The sequence below is a fragment of the Lentibacillus halophilus genome (assembly GCF_055395055.1).
This window is the reverse complement of sequence record NZ_AP043750.1, coordinates 1,570,500-1,585,895: the sequence shown is the minus strand read 5'-3', so window position 1 is coordinate 1,585,895 and position 15,396 is coordinate 1,570,500. Positions and strand designations below refer to the sequence as shown.

Below are 15,396 nucleotides of genomic sequence, written 5' to 3'. Positions count from 1 at the left end.
AACAGGTATAATCTAAATATTAAAAAATTATTCCTATTCTGTCAATTTAAAAGAACATTTCTCCTTTAATAGATTCCCATGGAAGCAATCAGAATGGCAACAGCGACGGATATAACCGGAATGACGATACCAACAACAAATATATCCCTATAACTGTCTTTGTGTGTCATTCCCGTTATCGCAAACAGTGTCAGAACGGCACCGTTATGCGGAAGGACATCCAAACCCCCAGATGAAAGGGAAGCGACTCGGTGAAATGCCTCTGGATTTATCCCAGTATTCATAGCTATTTCATAATACTTTGATCCCAATGACTCCAGCGCTATTCCCATACCGCCAGAGGCTGATCCAGTTGCACCTGCCAGTATATTCACCGCCACTGCTTCAGAAATAAGCGGATTACCTTTAATTCCCATTAATAGTTCGGTCAATCGATTAAAACCGGGTACAGCTTGAACAACAGTACCGAATCCAACAGCAGCACTGGTATTAATAATCGCTACAATAGATCCATTGGCCCCTGCATTAATCGCTTTTACAAAACCTTTGAATTTCGGCAGGTTCAACAACATAATTAGAACAATACCCGACATTAATGCGACAACAATGTCCCATCCCAATACGTTCAGTGTCAAAAGGACTGTCAATAATGGCAAAAGAGACAAAAGAAAGTTCGGTGTATCGCCTTCCATGTTTATAACACTTTTATCCTGAGGTTCCGTATAGTACTCACCATTGGCAGTTAACTGTTTCTCACGATACCGCATATAGAAATACCCACCAACAGCCATGATTATCGTTGCTGCTATTCCCATCACCGGGGCTGCCATGGCTGTTGTATTAAAATAATCGGTCGGAATAAGATTTTGTATCTGTGGTGATCCTGGAACGGCTGTCATTGTAAATGTAAATGCCCCAAGTGCAACAGTACCGGGAATTAACCGTCTACTTATATTAGCCTCACGAAAAAGTGATAAAGCTAATGGATAGACGGCAAAGACAACAACAAACAGGCTGACACCTCCATAGGTCAACACTGCAGAAGACGCGAGTACGCCAAGGATGGCGCGCTTAGTTCCAATGAGCTTCGTTAAAGCAACAGCAACGGATCTTGCCATCCCGGTATCTTCCATTAATTTCCCAAAAACCGCTCCTAACATAAAAACAGGGAACCAACTTTTGGCAAAACCCACAAACCCACTCATGTACGTATCTGTATATGCATTTAGTAAATCCAATCCCCCTGTGAGTGCCACTACACCGGCAGCAATCGGTGCTACCCAAATAATCGACCAACCCAAATAAGCCAAAACCATTAACACAACTAGCCCTAAAAGGATGCCAAACATAAAACCCCTCCGTTAATATTTTTAAGGTGTTTCCACAATCATTGCAATTCCCTGTCCTCCCCCTATACAGAGAGAAGCAATGCCGTATCTTTTATTTTGTCGCTTCAGTTCCCGAATTAATGTGTACAATACCCTCGTTCCACTTGCACCAATTGGATGACCAAGCGAAATAGCACCTCCATTGACGTTGGTCTTGTCACGGTCAAGTCCCAATTCTCTTTCAACGGATAAATACTGGGCGGCAAATGCTTCATTCACTTCAATCAAATCCATTTCGTCGATAGTCATGCCAGCTTTTGCGAGGGCCTGCTTGATAGCAGGAACGGGGCCAATGCCCATCATAGACGGATCCACCCCTGCAATGCCGTAAGAAATGATTTTGGCAGCAGGATTGAGACCATGTCGCTGAACGTAGTCTTCACCTGCAATAATGGTTGCCCCCGCACCATCGTTAATGCCACTGGCATTTCCTCCTGTGACTGTCCCGTCTTGCTTAAAGGAAGGGTTTAACTTGCTCAATTGATCAGAAGTTGTATCTTCTCGAATATGATCATCGGTATCAACCGTTACCATTCCCTTTCTTGTCTTTCGCTCAACTGGAACAATTTCTTCAGCAAATTTTCCGTTATTTCTGGCTTCTGCCGCACGGTGATGACTCAATGCCGCATATTCATCCTGTTCCTTACGCGTAATAGAATACGCCGCAGCTAGATTTTCAGCTGTAACCCCCATACCAGCACCGATATATTCATCGGTCAGGGCCGCCCAGAGCATGTCATCGATCTGTGGTGTTTTCAATTTGGTACCGAAACGGCTGCCGTGTAATGCATGTGGTGCAAGACTCATGCTTTCCACGCCACCTGCCAATGCCACGTCGCCGTCTCCCAGCATGATGGACTGGGCAGCGGATACGACTGATTGCAGGCCTGAGCCGCACAACCGATTAACGGTCAATGCGGGACTTGCAAGCGGAATTCCCGCCTGAAGTGCCATATGTCTTGTCATATAAGGTGCATTCTGCGATGAATGAATGACGTTGCCCATGACTGTCAAATCAATGTCTTCTTCATTAACACTGCTGCGCCGGATTGCTTCTTTGCTCACTGTTACGCTGAGTTCTGTCGGATCAACATCTTTCAGACTGCCACCAAACGTGCCAAAAGGGGTTCTGGCCCCTTCCAAAATATATACATGGTCCATTTAACTCGCCTCCATTCCATTCTTATTGAGCCGTATACCCACCATCTAGAACGACAGCTTGACCGGTAACCCCTTTTGCTTGATCACTTGCCAAAAACATCGTATAATCAGCTACTTCCTTTACTTCCAACAGCCGTTTTTGTGGAACCAGCGGATACAGCACCTCTTCCAGCACTTTTTCCACTGGGACGTTGCGGTTTTTAGCCAGATCTTCAAATTGGTTGCGGACAAGCGGTGTATCAACATACCCTGGACACATAGCATTGACAGTTATGCCATGGTCAGCTCCCTCAAGAGCCGTTACTTTTGTTAATCCAATCACACCATGTTTAGCGCTATTGTAGGCTGCTTTTCCAGCAAATCCGATCAACCCATTTATCGAAGCCATATTAATAATTCGTCCAAACCCTTGATCTTTCATAATGGGAAAGACATGTTTGGTGACCATAAATGGGGCTACAAGCATGATGTTGGTAATCGACTCGAATGTTTCTGTTGGGAATGCTTCAACAGATGCAACATGCTGCATTCCGGCGTTATTTATTAAAACGTCAATCCTGCCAAACGTTTCCACGGTTTGATTGATGGCTTGCTGAATCTCATCCTCTTTCGTTACATCACATGTAATGCCAATACAGTGATGTCCATCTTCTTTCAACTGTTTTTCCACACTCTCCACTTTTTCTTTATTTATATCTGACAAAGCTACGTTTGCACCATTTTTGGCAAATTCCAAACCAATTTCATAACCTATTCCGCTCGCTGCCCCTGTAATAAAGACGACGCTATTTTCTGCCATTCTTATCATTCCTCCTGCCTATTCATTTTCTTGCCTTTAATGCTCCTGATTTTCACAAAATGGTTCTCTCGTTTTAATACGTCCCCATTTCCAGCTGGTCACTGATCTGAAGTTCCGGTTCGGTGGCGGAAACAACGTCCTCCGTGGTCCACCCTTCAGCAACTTCTAAAAGTTTCAGTCCCGATTCCTCCACATCAATAACGGCACGATCGGTAACGATGCGATTGACGATGCCTTTGCCCGTCAGTGGCAGCTTGCATTCGTTCAAAATTTTAGGCTCGCCATGCTTATTGACATGATCCATGATAATGACGACTTTTTTAGCCCCATGCACAATATCCATCGCACCGCCCATACCTTTGATCATTTTACCCGGAATCATCCAATTGGCTAAATCACCGGAAACAGATACTTCCATCCCTCCAAGAATGGCAAGATCAAGATGGCCGCCACGAACCATGGCAAAGGATTCCGCATTATCAAAAAATGATGCACCTTCCTGAGCAGTAACCGTTTCTTTACCGGCGTTAATCAAATCCGGATCAACTTCTTCCTCCAACGGGGACTTGCCAATACCGAGTAAGCCATTTTCAGACTGCAAGACGACTTGTTTTCCGTTCTCTATAAAATTAGCAACCATCGTTGGCATGCCAATCCCCAAATTCACATAAAAACCATTTTCTATTTCTCTCTCAGCACGTTTAGCCATTTGTTCTCTCATTGCTGCTTTATCCATTTGTTTAACCATCTTTCAAACCTCCTTCTAACATTTAAGATCCTTGTCTGACGGTGCGCCGTTCAATTCGTTTTTCCTGCTGCCCTTCAACCAGACCTTGAACATAAATACCTGGTGTATGAATGTGGTCCGGATCCATAGAAGCTCGTTCCGTCAGTTGTTCGACTTCAGCGATCGTAACCCCACCTGCTGCCGCCATTATGGGATTGAAGTTACGTGCCGTCTTATTGTATATCAGGTTGCCATCCACATCACCGCGAGCCGCACGTACAAGACTAAAGTCAGCTGTTAACGCTGTCTGAAGCAAATACTCCTTATTGTTAAACACACGGACTTCTCCACCCTCAGCAATTGGTGTGCCAACGCCTGCCGGGGTGTAAAACGCTGGAATGCCAGCGCCGCCTGCACGAATTTTTTCTGCCAGCGTTCCTTGAGGCGTCAGTTCCACTTCCAATTCTCCGGCCAGCACTTGCCGTTCAAACTCTTTGTTTTCCCCGACGTAAGAACCAATGATTCTATCGATTTGTTTATTTTGCAAAAGCAACCCAAGCCCCCAATCATCAACACCACAGTTATTGGAAATAACCGTTAAATGACGAACATCTGAATTGACAAGGGCCTGAATGAGATTTTCAGGTATTCCAACCAACCCGAAGCCTCCAACCATAATAGTAGAACCATTTTGTATTTGTTTTACGGCCTCATCAAACGAGGTATAAATCGCTTTCATTTCTATCAGCTCCTTCAACAATTATAAAGCAAAAAATATGCCAACATTTTCACTGTCCTTCACAACGGATATGACAGGAAATTTAAATTAACAAAAAAAGCCCGGTTTCCGTTCAATCGGAATCCGGGCTTTTTTTGCTATTGGCAAACACCGTCTAAAATGACTTCAATAGATCATTCTATGGCTTTCCGGAAAACTGGATTCATTTCCAACATTCCGGAACATTACAAATCATATTTTTTTACTTTCTCATAGAAACTGGATTTGCCTATATCGAGAAGGTTTGCCGCCTTTCGCTTATCACCATTCGTCTTGTTCAATGCATGTTTCACTGCTTGCAGTTCCGCTTTTTCCAAGATGTTTTTCAAAGTCATATCCTGATTGGTTATATATCCATCCAACTGCATTTGATCTGGTAAATCATCCATTGTAATCATTTCTGAATCAGAAAGATGAACCGCTGATTCAATGACGTTTTCCATCTCCCTTACATTACCAGGCCAATCATATTGCTGAAAAAACTGCAAAACGTCCGGATCGGCATCCACTACCCGTTGTCCAGTGCGATTGGATACTTTATGAATCATATATTTGGCAAGTATGCGAACATCTTCCCTTCGTTCTCTGAGCGGCGGGATTCGGAGTCGCAAAACATTGATCCGGTAATACAAATCTTCTCGAAAGCGTTGCTGCTCGACCAATGTTTCCAATGATTGGTTCGTAGCAGCAATAATTCGCACATCCACTTTCTGTGACTTTTCAGAGCCAATTTGTTCCACTTCCCCCTCCTGAAGAACGCGAAGAATTTTGACTTGTGCATCCAATGGCATATCACCAATTTCATCCAAAAAAAGTGTGCCACCGTCAGCAAGTTGAAACTTGCCCTGTTTTCCTTCTTTTTTTGCACCGGTAAAAGCTCCCGGAACATAACCAAAAAGTTCCGTTTCCAGCAGCCCCTCTGGAATGGCCGCGCAATTTATTTTAATGAATGGTGCAGTATGGCGTTCACTCAGCTGGTGAATGCTATGAGCGAATAATTCCTTTCCCGTGCCGCTTTCCCCTTGCAGAAGAATGGTAATGTCACCCGGTGCCAGTTTTTTGACTTTTCCCTTGACATCATATAGCTGGGGGGAACTACCTACAATGTCGTGAAGGGAATACGTTGCGCCATGGTCATCATTAAGCCGTTTCCGATAATGTTCTATCTCTAATAGCAGGTTTTTAATGTGGGTGTTCATTTTCATCCATTCTTTTTTGTCCCTATATAAAACCGTTCCAACAGCACCAACAGACTTCCCGTTGGAGAAAACGGGAATCCGATTAGCAACCATATGATTTCCCCGTATATATTGCAGATCAGCAATTTCTTCTTGACCAGTTTCAGCTACCACATGCAAGCGCGTGTTCTCAATAATAGCTGTAACATGTTTTCCGATACTCTCTTCTTTGGTCACTCCAAGAAAGTGGCAATAACTGTTATTCAAATACGTTATCACTCCGTTTTCATCAATAGCAACAAAGCAAAAATGGGATTTTTCAAACACTGTCTCAATAACTTCTTCCTTGTACTCCTTGATGGTTGACAGCATGGATGGACCTCCAGAATCACGTATTTTTTCATTCTATAAATAACCAGTATCATATGGTGATAAAGGCGATCATGAAATCGGAGTTCCATTGTCAACCGGATCATCAGTGTTCAAAAGCACGACATCCCCTTCCCCGGGAACACCTCCCAACACTAATACTTCTGATGCAAATCCCGCAATCCGAACCGATGGAAAATTTACGACACCAATCACCTGTCGACCAATTAACTTGTCTGGTTCATAGCGTCGTGTAATCTGTGCTGACGATTGTTTTATGCCAATTTCTTTTCCGAAATGTATTTTCAGTTTAATGGCTGGCTTATTTGCCTCAGGAAATGGTTCTGCATTCAAAATCGTTCCAACACGCATATCCAGTTCATTAAAGTCATCCATGGTTGCCATGATGTTTCCCTCCATCTATTCATCAAATGTTCCAACATTATTGTCTCGCATTTATTCATTCCTGTACAAGCAAACGCGTTCCCTTTTGGAAAACATATTTTGAAAAAGCTGTTTGAATGACAAATTGCCCGTTAACGTTATATAATTGAGATAATCAAATAAACCTATTGAATCGTGTACAGGCGGAATGATAATCCTTTTTTAAGGAGCGGATAAGTTATATGAACCAATTCATGTCCAAAGGCATGCCTGCATTCATTGAAAGGGAACTGGAAATTATTGACGAGCTGGTGAAACCAAAACTGAAAAAGAGCTCCAAATATATGGTTGTTTCCATCCCATTATTAAGCATTTCGATCATCAATCTGTTTTTCATGCTTGTCATCAATGGCTACACACAGGATATGCTTATCACCATTGGCGTTTATGCCCTGTTGGGTGCCATTGGAGCAGCATTATACAAGGAATCCAGACACGTCAATAAAGAAATACGACAAATCGGGATGAACCACATTATCGAACGGATCCAACAAAGTGACCACGTAAACGACTATACCAAAGATCAATATATTGCAAATGTGAAAGCTAAACCCAAATTCAGCATGCAAACATTTTTTAATTTCCTGTCCGAAGAACACAAACGAAAACAGACAATGGAAGACTGATAAAAAAGGACGAACAACCATTTGGGTCGTTCGTCCTTTTAATGGAATTTATTCCTTTTATTTGCTGATGGATCCGCAAGCCAGTCGACTGCCGGCATCTCCAGATGGTTGCGATTCACCATCATCTGCACCTTCATGTATGACAAGCGATGTCCCATTCTTTCCCATCAATGAATGATCGTCGTTTTTGTTCAATGTGGCGTTCTTCAAAAGAAATGACTGTTCCACGGTACCATCTTCGCCGACTGCAATATTAGGCATGTCCCCAACATGTGGCCCATTCGAGGTATCGAATCCGTGATCGGTATCTTCTGGATTAAAGTGCCCTCCTGCCGATTTAAAGTCCGGTGCTTCACATACGCCCTTTTCATGTACATGAAACGCATGCGTGCCTTTTGGTAGATTCTTACCCTCAATCGTGACTTCAACGCCATCCGATTCTTCCTCCAGGGTTGCCGTGCCGACAGATTCTTTATCACCATTTTGCAAGTCTACTTGAACCTCTTGCGAATCATCACTATCATCGTTCTGTTCGGTCACTTCATCGTCCTGATCCTCGTTGTTCTGCGCGTTCGTGTTATCATTGTCTTCGTTACCACCACATGCCGCTAGAGTGGCAACTACAGTTAATAGAAATAGAAGCAAAACCAAGCGCTTCATTTGCAAAACCCCTTTCCAATATCGTTTCACTATAACTTTTCACATAATAGCGAAGAATTAAACGGGTTATAAGTGAAATCATTCTGAAGTGCCAGTGATTGTTCAGGAAATTGGTACCTTCGATATGCTCATTCAAATGAAACCATTTCCCCATTCTTAAGAGGAGGAAGGATGATAGTTAAAAATTTTTAACCGAACATTGAATAATTTTTGCTATTCATTCCGTCTATTTTATAGAATATTATTCGTAACCATTAACGATATACGCAACGAAAGGTGGATAACTTGTGTTCTACAAAAACGTATTAATTATAATAATATTATCCTGTTTGTCACTGACTGCATGTGACAACAATAGCCCGGTTAATCAAGCTGAACCGGCAAGCAACTCCGAACAGTCAGAAAAGAACAAAACACTAATCGACAACCCTGAACAAACGCATAAAGATAAAGAGGAAAATCCATCAAAGCAAAAACAGGATTCCTCATCCCAGGAACAAAACAAAGACACTGCAAAAGATAACGAGAATTCCGGGAATAATCAGACAGATAATACCAACGACAAAGTACTTCCAAGTATCACATTAACCCAAGGGGACCGTGGTAATAATGTCAGCAGTGTGCAGCAGACATTTAATCAGTTGGGATATTCATTAACGGAAGATGGGTTATTCGATCAGAACACTGCTTGGGCCATTAAAGATTTCCAGGCACAAATTGAAACATTGAATGTGGATGGTGTATATGGACCGAACACACGGGACCGGCTTCTACAAGCGGTCGAAGGAAAATTGACCATCAACCCGGGAAATGGCATATCTCAAGATTCGGAAAGCCATTCTGACAAACAGGAACGTGATGATCAGGAAAAAAACTACACGATTGTTTCCAACCCATCTGACATACTTGTTCTCGTCAATAAAAACCATCGTCTTCCGAATGACTATATCCCGAATCAGCTTGTCATACCAAATGTCCGGTTTCCATTTGATGCGGATTTACCAAAAAAGCAAATGCGGAAGAATGCTGCAAATGCTCTTGAGCAAATGTTTGTGGCTGGTGATAAAGATGGGGTTGATCTTTTTGCACAATCCGGATACCGTTCATTTGACCGGCAAGAAGCCATTTTTGCCGCCAATGCCAGAAAGCATGGCAAAAAGGCTGCCAACCAATTCAGTGCACAGCCCGGTGAAAGTGAGCATCAGACTGGATTGACCATGGATGTTACGAGCGCAGATATTAATTTCCGACTGACAACAGATTTTGCAAATACGGATGAAGGTCAATGGGTCAAGAAACATGCCAGCAACTACGGATTCATTATCCGTTATCCTAAAGGCAAGACAAACATCACAGGTTATCAATATGAACCATGGCATCTTCGCTATGTCGGCCAAAAGGCTGCACAAACGATTGATTCAAAGAATATGACTCTTGAAGAATACCTCGACGCGCGTTAAGCAATATGGACATATTATCGCCTCCTCTCATTCATGTGATCGACATGCGTTTAAAAGCGGGGGTGGGACAGCCCATTAAAGCGTGATAAAATGAGATGTGATGGATTGAAGAGGTCGATACTAAGAATAGAGAATGTTTCAGTGTCGTCATCAAACATTTGGAAAATAAAATTTAATTGAATTTATTGACATAATGTATATGTTTGCTATGCTATATAAATCACAGTTCAGTTATGAAAACGAAAGGAGAACACATCATGCTCCGAGATCAAACGTTGTTGCGTATTCCGGGTCCAACTCCCGTACCGCCCAGTGTTCAACGGGCAATGAGTCAGCCAATGATAGGCCACCGTGATCAGGAAACGAAAGATCTTCTGAAAACGATCACCCCAAAATTAAAGCCTATCTTCGGAACCGAGCAAGATATACTTATTCTTTCCGCGAGCGGCACCGCCGGACTGGAAGCAGCCGTTGTCAATGCTGTCCAACCCGATGATGACGTTCTTGTCATCGTTACTGGTGCTTTTGGCGACCGCTTTGTTAAAATATGTAACGAATACCGGATTTCTGTCCACCGCTATGATGTGGCATGGGGAGAGGCTGTTTCACCCGACGCCATTGCGTCATATCTTTCAGAGCACCCGGAAATCAAGGCCGTGTTTGCTACTTACTGCGAAACCTCAACCGGTGTCCTGAACCCGATAGAGGAACTTGCTCGGGTTGTCCGTCAACAAACGGACACCCTATTTATTGTAGACGGGGTTTCCTGTGTCGGTGGTGTACAGACGAAGATGGATGAATGGGGGATTGACATACTGGTGACTGGTTCTCAAAAAGCAATGATGCTGCCGGCCGGGCTGACATTCGCCGCCGTGAGCGAACGAGCTTGGCATGTCATTGAGAGAAACGAGCGTCCATCATTCTATCTTGACTTCAAACGTTATCGTGATTCATTAGCGAATAACTCCAGCCCTTTCACACCAGCACTTTCATTATTACTAGGACTCGAACAGACACTGTCCATGCTGGAAGAGGAAGGGTTGGAGCAGGTTTATCAACGACATCAAACAATGAAAGAGATGACACGCGCCGCTTTCAAAGCATTGAATATACCGCTTCTAACTGCGGACGAAGTATCATCGCCCACAGTTACAGCCATCAAACCGGATGACTTCGAAGCAGAAAAACTGCGGGGAGTTCTAAAAAATGAATTCGGTCTTTCCGCAGCTGGTGGCCAGCAGCATTTAAAGGGACAGATTTTCCGTATCGGGCATATGGGATACTGCTCACCGATTGATGTGCTGCAGACGATCAGCATCATCGAAACAGCCTTGCACAGAATCGGCAAATCAATTGTACTGGGCGCAGGAACCCGGGCGGCGCAAGAAGTCCTGCTCAAAGGGGGTAATTAACATTGTTTCATATACTGGCCGCTGACCCGATCAGCACAGAAGGGTTGAGCGTTTTACAACATGATCCGAACGTCACCGTTACAGACGAGACAGGCCTGTCTCCGGATGAACTGGAAAATCGCATTGATCAATTCGACGCACTATTGGTCCGAAGCCAAACCAAAGTAACGCGTTCTGTTATCGAAAAGGCATCCAGGTTAAAAATTATTGGCAGAGCCGGTGTGGGTGTGGACAACATTGACTTAGATGCCGCTACCGAACACGGTGTCCTTGTGGTCAACGCACCAAATGGAAACACGAATTCAGCAGCCGAGCATACCATGGCTATGACCATGGCGCTTTCCAGACAGATTCCCCAAGCACACTTATCCCTGCAAAATGGCAAGTGGGATCGGAAAAAATACGTCGGCTTTGAGCTGAAAGGCAAAAAGCTTGGCATTATCGGACTCGGACGCATCGGTACCGAAGTCGCTTACCGAGCCAAAGGGCAACGCATGGATGTCATAGCCTATGATCCATTTTTTACGGAAGAAAAGGCTGACCAGATGGGAATCGAATACGGAACACTGGAAGACGTTTTTCAGGAAGCGGACTATATCACCGTTCATACACCGTTATTAAAAGACACCCATCATATGATTAATGCGGACGCCTTTTCCAAAATGAAAGACGGTGTCCACATTATGAACTGTGCCCGCGGCGGCATTATTGAGGAAGATGCTTTATATGATGCTATTGTATCCGGGAAAGTAGCAGGCGCTGCCATTGATGTACTGGAAGACGAACCGTTCCAGGATCACAAATTGCTGCAGCTTCCCCAAGTGATTGCCACACCGCACCTTGGCGCCAGCACAGTCGAGGCCCAGGAAAATGTGGCCATTGATGTCTGCCGTGATATTATAAACCATCTGACTGGTGAGATGGCTCAAAATCCGGTCAATATGCCATCTGTCCCAAGCGATGTTCTCAGCCAAATTGAACCATACTTTCATCTTGCCGACAAACTGGGAACGTTCCTTATTCACTTGACTGAGGATGTACCGGAAGAGGTAAACGTCTATTATTCTGGTGAGTTATCGGACGTGAAAATGGCACCAATCACACGGAATGCCGTAAAAGGACTGCTTCAACGGCACCTTGGCAGCCATGTAAACGACGTTAACGCCCTATACCTTGCCGAACAAAAAGGGATAACAATTAACGAAAGCAGAACGGCAACCACCAAAGGCTTCACCAATCTGCTCACCGTTGAAGTGAAAACTAATTCGGGAGCGCGCAGTGTTTCCGGTACATTGCTGAATGGTTTGGGGCCACGTATCGTTCGAGTTGATCAATACAGTGTTGATGTGGTTCCACAAGGGCATCTTGTCATTATCCACCACAAGGACCTTCCGGGTGTCATTGGCAATATGGGCAGCCTTCTTTCCCAGTATCATGTTAACATTGCCACCATGCAGGTGGACCGTTCCAACGTCGGTGGCGATGCCATCATGATTCTGACCGTGGATAAATTTTTGGATAAAGATGAAATGACCGCATTGAAACAATTGGAAGAAATCAGTGATGTAACAGCTGTTGACTTATAGGAAAAAAGCATATGACCGAAAAACGCTTGAATCGCTTCAAGCGTTTTTTTATATACCTACATAACCCTTTACTTATAGGTATCATTATAAATATTTATTTTTCTTATAAATAACCATCCTTTATGATAAATATAGGAGGTGTTTCAATGGCTGAAGCAAATACACAAATAAGCCCACAATCAACGAAACAATTATCACCACAAGCAGCATGGATTGGCGGCGTGGCCTTCACGTTTTTAATTGCACTATTAGGCTATCTATTAGCTCTTGTGCCTGGATTTGACCGCGTCGGACAACTGGCCTGCGCCATTATTATTGCTGTATTTTACCGGCAGATTTTCGGATATCCTGAGGCAATTCGAAAAGGCATTGCGTTTTCAACCAAACGTCTACTGCGCGCGGCTATCATTTTATACGGACTGAAACTCAGCATTGATACGGTGTTGAGTGATGGACTCGGGCTTTTGCTGCGCGACGCCGGTGTCATCGTATTCGCTATTTTCGCAACTATCTGGCTGGCACGGGTGTTTAAAGCGGATAAGAACATATCCCTATTACTCGGAGTCGGTACAGGGATCTGCGGAGCTGCAGCTATTGCCGCAGTTGCTCCAATTGTGAAAGCAAAAGATGAAGATACAGCCATTGGCGTTGGAATTATCGCCCTGATGGGTACGGTTTTTGCAATTGTTTATACGATATTGCGTCCTGTGCTTCCGCTTGATGCCATTGAATACGGCGTCTGGTCCGGATCCAGCCTGCATGAAGTCGCCCATGTTGCCTTGGCAGGAGCACCTGCTGGTGATGAAGGGTTAGCCATCGCACTGCTTGCAAAATTAGGCCGTGTCTTTTTGCTGGTCCCACTTTGTTTTATTTTCATTGCCTTTATGAAGCGCAAAAACAAAACAAATGAAGCTGAAGATACCAACATTGAATTTCCATGGTTTCTCGTCGGATTTATCATTGTAAGTATTTTGGGAAGCTATGTATTTGGGGAATCCATCCCTGTATCGGACAATGTCATGGAAGGTGTCTTCACACTGACAACATGGCTATTAACAGCTGCCATGGTGGGTCTTGGTCTGAACGTCAGCTTGAAGGATCTGCGCACACGTGCTTTACGTCCGTTGGCAGCAATGACTGTTACATCGGTAGCATTGTCCGTTATTGTCTACTTTATTGTTTAAAAAAAGGGGGATTTTCCTGTGAAATCTATTCTGTTCGCCACTGACGGCTCGGAATCATCAGAGAATGCTGGAGAAATGGTTAAGGACTATCTCACGGCCTGGCCGGAAGCAGAGCTATACGTGCTTTACGTAACCTCTAAAGAAAATTATGCTTATGATTATATTCCAGATGTCGTTGATCGTCACGAAGACCAAATAAAAAAAGAGATACGAAACACCGTCGAAAATCAAATGTATACAGAGTGTAAAGATCGTGTCCATTTTGTACACAAAGTGGGCCATCCGAGTACAACCATTTGTGATGTCGCCAATGAAAAGAATGCTGATTTAATCGTTGTCGGCAGTCATGGACGCGGGTTTTTCGACCGGGCACTCCTTGGAAGTGTTGCGCATGCCGTACTGAATCGCTCGGAACTTCCGGTACTTGTGGTTCGCTAATTGCAATGATCAAAAAGGTCAGCACATCATTCAGTGGCTGACCTTTTTGTGTGTCAATATCAGGCTTGTTTGTGTTACCGTCCGGTCTTTTTATGATGCGCATCAATAATCGATGAGAGTGCACCCAGCCGGTCTATTTCGTACGTCGGGAATACATCGTTATTGTCCGTGTTATGATGATTAATCCATACCGACGACACACCTGCACGAGACGCACCCAGAATATCGGAATACAAATTATCCCCAATCATCAGGGCTTCATCTGTTTCAACGCCCAGAAGATGGCATGCGTGATGGAATATCGAAGGATCCGGTTTTCCTTTTCCAAAGGCTCCCGAAATAACAATATGATCAAAATAAGATTGAAGCTCCGGCGTTACATGCAATTTAGTCCATTGGAGATCCGGGGAACCATTCGTAAGCAGCAGAAGTTGATAGTTTCCTTTCAGCTGATCCAACACATTAAACGTTTCATCATACACAAACTGCTTGGTGCTGCGTTCCCGCTTAAACGTATCAGCTAATTGAGAACCCAGCTGTGGATCATCCACTCCTAGTTCCGTCAGCCCTTTCGTCCACGCCTCTTTTCGGTATCCAGGGGCAAGTTCCTTCAGTTTTTGAAGCGAGTCTCCTTCGTCATCGAACACCCCCCACAACCCTTCAAACGGACTAATGCCGATCATTTCCGTGAAGCTATATGTATCATAAGACGAAAAAAGCTTGCGGGCCGTTTCCTTAACCTTATTTGTCAGCACGTCCGGGTCAATGGAATAGTGTTGCGCAGCCTGCTCGGAAGCAACTCTAAATGCTTCATCCACGCTTTTTTTATCCCAAATCAATGTATCATCCAAATCGAACATAATTGCTTGAAGCATTCGAATATCCCCCTTATATATGAAAAAATTCAAAATGATAAATTAAATTGTATCACTTATTTACACCGGCGTATACCGTTTTATGTTTCCCTAGTCCTTATCGAGGTCATCTTTGGGGTGAAATGTTTCCTCTTGGTATCCATTCTGTTTCTTCAACATCTTTCCAACTTCAGAACTGTCAATCCCATGACGAACAGCTATGGTTATGACAAGGTAGGCAATGTAAGCAGATAATGCGAAAAATGCTACATTAATAAGCAGTCCGATAATCAATTCCTCCATGTATTTCATGCTACTTGAGTATTCCGGCC

The 15,396-nt window shown here is 43.8% G+C and carries 16 protein-coding genes; 6 read left to right on the top strand and 10 right to left on the bottom strand.

Going from position 1 to position 15,396, the window contains the following annotated elements; genetic code table 11:
- Nucleotides 1-65: 65 nt before the first annotated feature.
- The 7 genes from ACZ5Q7_RS07750 to ACZ5Q7_RS07720 form a co-directional block, all read right to left on the bottom strand.
- Complete coding sequence (locus ACZ5Q7_RS07750; RefSeq protein ID WP_343752334.1) at nucleotides 66-1,349, bottom strand: GntP family permease; 1,284 nt, start codon at nucleotides 1,347-1,349, stop codon at nucleotides 66-68.
- Nucleotides 1,350-1,370: 21 nt separating this feature from the next.
- Nucleotides 1,371-2,549, bottom strand: a complete 1,179-nt coding sequence (locus tag ACZ5Q7_RS07745) for a thiolase family protein (protein ID WP_343752335.1) — start codon at nucleotides 2,547-2,549, stop codon at nucleotides 1,371-1,373.
- A 22-nt stretch (nucleotides 2,550-2,571) separates the two neighbouring features.
- Nucleotides 2,572-3,348, bottom strand: coding sequence for a 3-hydroxybutyrate dehydrogenase (locus tag ACZ5Q7_RS07740; protein WP_343752336.1), 777 nt, complete (start codon nucleotides 3,346-3,348; stop codon nucleotides 2,572-2,574).
- A 73-nt stretch (nucleotides 3,349-3,421) separates the two neighbouring features.
- Nucleotides 3,422-4,096, bottom strand: coding sequence for a 3-oxoacid CoA-transferase subunit B (locus ACZ5Q7_RS07735; RefSeq protein ID WP_343752337.1), 675 nt, complete (start codon nucleotides 4,094-4,096; stop codon nucleotides 3,422-3,424).
- A gap of 22 nt (nucleotides 4,097-4,118) precedes the next feature.
- A complete protein-coding gene (locus ACZ5Q7_RS07730) occupies nucleotides 4,119-4,814 on the bottom strand; it encodes a CoA transferase subunit A (RefSeq protein WP_464432701.1) in 696 nt (231 codons plus the stop codon).
- A gap of 224 nt (nucleotides 4,815-5,038) precedes the next feature.
- Nucleotides 5,039-6,403, bottom strand: coding sequence for a sigma-54 interaction domain-containing protein (locus ACZ5Q7_RS07725; RefSeq protein WP_343752340.1), 1,365 nt, complete (start codon nucleotides 6,401-6,403; stop codon nucleotides 5,039-5,041).
- Between the two features lie 69 nt (nucleotides 6,404-6,472).
- Nucleotides 6,473-6,805 (bottom strand): tRNA-binding protein, encoded by a 333-nt coding sequence (locus ACZ5Q7_RS07720; RefSeq protein WP_343752341.1) that lies wholly within the window; start codon nucleotides 6,803-6,805, stop codon nucleotides 6,473-6,475.
- A 221-nt stretch (nucleotides 6,806-7,026) separates the two neighbouring features.
- On the opposite strand from ACZ5Q7_RS07720, the gene ACZ5Q7_RS07715 reads away from it, so the two are divergent.
- Complete coding sequence (locus ACZ5Q7_RS07715) at nucleotides 7,027-7,470, top strand: DUF5392 family protein (protein ID WP_343752342.1); 444 nt, start codon at nucleotides 7,027-7,029, stop codon at nucleotides 7,468-7,470.
- Between the two features lie 57 nt (nucleotides 7,471-7,527).
- Here the strand turns inward: ACZ5Q7_RS07715 and ACZ5Q7_RS07710 are convergent, their stop codons facing one another.
- A complete protein-coding gene (locus tag ACZ5Q7_RS07710) occupies nucleotides 7,528-8,130 on the bottom strand; it encodes a superoxide dismutase family protein (protein ID WP_343752343.1) in 603 nt (200 codons plus the stop codon).
- A 287-nt stretch (nucleotides 8,131-8,417) separates the two neighbouring features.
- Between ACZ5Q7_RS07710 and ACZ5Q7_RS07705 the strand changes: the two genes are divergently transcribed.
- The 5 genes from ACZ5Q7_RS07705 (at nucleotide 8,418) to ACZ5Q7_RS07685 (ending at nucleotide 14,210) form a co-directional block, all read left to right on the top strand.
- Nucleotides 8,418-9,590 carry a D-alanyl-D-alanine carboxypeptidase family protein gene (locus ACZ5Q7_RS07705; protein ID WP_343752344.1) on the top strand — a complete coding sequence of 391 codons (1,173 nt, stop codon included), beginning with the start codon at nucleotides 8,418-8,420 and terminating at the stop codon, nucleotides 9,588-9,590.
- A gap of 257 nt (nucleotides 9,591-9,847) precedes the next feature.
- Nucleotides 9,848-11,002 (top strand): pyridoxal-phosphate-dependent aminotransferase family protein, encoded by a 1,155-nt coding sequence (locus ACZ5Q7_RS07700; RefSeq protein ID WP_343752345.1) that lies wholly within the window; start codon nucleotides 9,848-9,850, stop codon nucleotides 11,000-11,002.
- Between the two features lie 2 nt (nucleotides 11,003-11,004).
- On the top strand, nucleotides 11,005-12,588 hold the full coding sequence (gene serA / locus ACZ5Q7_RS07695; protein WP_343752346.1) for a phosphoglycerate dehydrogenase: 1,584 nt from the start codon (nucleotides 11,005-11,007) through the stop codon (nucleotides 12,586-12,588).
- 146 nt (nucleotides 12,589-12,734) lie between these two features.
- Entirely contained in the window at nucleotides 12,735-13,772 is a 1,038-nt protein-coding gene (locus tag ACZ5Q7_RS07690) for a YeiH family protein (protein WP_343752347.1), read from the top strand.
- Between the two features lie 18 nt (nucleotides 13,773-13,790).
- Entirely contained in the window at nucleotides 13,791-14,210 is a 420-nt protein-coding gene (locus ACZ5Q7_RS07685; protein WP_343752349.1) for a universal stress protein, read from the top strand.
- Nucleotides 14,211-14,284: 74 nt separating this feature from the next.
- Here the strand turns inward: ACZ5Q7_RS07685 and ACZ5Q7_RS07680 are convergent, their stop codons facing one another.
- Both ACZ5Q7_RS07680 and ACZ5Q7_RS07675 read right to left on the bottom strand, forming a co-directional pair.
- On the bottom strand, nucleotides 14,285-15,085 hold the full coding sequence (locus ACZ5Q7_RS07680; protein WP_343752350.1) for an HAD family hydrolase: 801 nt from the start codon (nucleotides 15,083-15,085) through the stop codon (nucleotides 14,285-14,287).
- A 90-nt stretch (nucleotides 15,086-15,175) separates the two neighbouring features.
- Nucleotides 15,176-15,367 carry a hypothetical protein gene (locus ACZ5Q7_RS07675; protein WP_343752352.1) on the bottom strand — a complete coding sequence of 64 codons (192 nt, stop codon included), beginning with the start codon at nucleotides 15,365-15,367 and terminating at the stop codon, nucleotides 15,176-15,178.
- Nucleotides 15,368-15,396: the final 29 nt, after the last annotated feature.

Excerpts from the sequence above, each read along its gene's own strand:
- ACZ5Q7_RS07750 (WP_343752334.1), bottom strand. The coding sequence starts at position 1,349 with ATGTTTGGCATCCTTTTAGGGCTAGTTGTGTTAATGGTTTTGGCTTAT.
- ACZ5Q7_RS07745 (WP_343752335.1), bottom strand. The coding sequence starts at position 2,549 with ATGGACCATGTATATATTTTGGAAGGGGCCAGAACCCCTTTTGGCACG.
- ACZ5Q7_RS07740 (WP_343752336.1), bottom strand. The coding sequence starts at position 3,348 with ATGGCAGAAAATAGCGTCGTCTTTATTACAGGGGCAGCGAGCGGAATA.
- ACZ5Q7_RS07735 (WP_343752337.1), bottom strand. The coding sequence starts at position 4,096 with ATGGTTAAACAAATGGATAAAGCAGCAATGAGAGAACAAATGGCTAAA.
- ACZ5Q7_RS07730 (WP_464432701.1), bottom strand. The coding sequence starts at position 4,814 with ATGAAAGCGATTTATACCTCGTTTGATGAGGCCGTAAAACAAATACAA.
- ACZ5Q7_RS07725 (WP_343752340.1), bottom strand. The coding sequence starts at position 6,403 with ATGCTGTCAACCATCAAGGAGTACAAGGAAGAAGTTATTGAGACAGTG.
- ACZ5Q7_RS07720 (WP_343752341.1), bottom strand. The coding sequence starts at position 6,805 with ATGGCAACCATGGATGACTTTAATGAACTGGATATGCGTGTTGGAACG.
- ACZ5Q7_RS07715 (WP_343752342.1), top strand. The coding sequence starts at position 7,027 with ATGAACCAATTCATGTCCAAAGGCATGCCTGCATTCATTGAAAGGGAA.
- ACZ5Q7_RS07710 (WP_343752343.1), bottom strand. The coding sequence starts at position 8,130 with ATGAAGCGCTTGGTTTTGCTTCTATTTCTATTAACTGTAGTTGCCACT.
- ACZ5Q7_RS07700 (WP_343752345.1), top strand. The coding sequence starts at position 9,848 with ATGCTCCGAGATCAAACGTTGTTGCGTATTCCGGGTCCAACTCCCGTA.
- ACZ5Q7_RS07690 (WP_343752347.1), top strand. The coding sequence starts at position 12,735 with ATGGCTGAAGCAAATACACAAATAAGCCCACAATCAACGAAACAATTA.
- ACZ5Q7_RS07680 (WP_343752350.1), bottom strand. The coding sequence starts at position 15,085 with ATGCTTCAAGCAATTATGTTCGATTTGGATGATACATTGATTTGGGAT.
- ACZ5Q7_RS07675 (WP_343752352.1), bottom strand. The coding sequence starts at position 15,367 with ATGGAGGAATTGATTATCGGACTGCTTATTAATGTAGCATTTTTCGCA.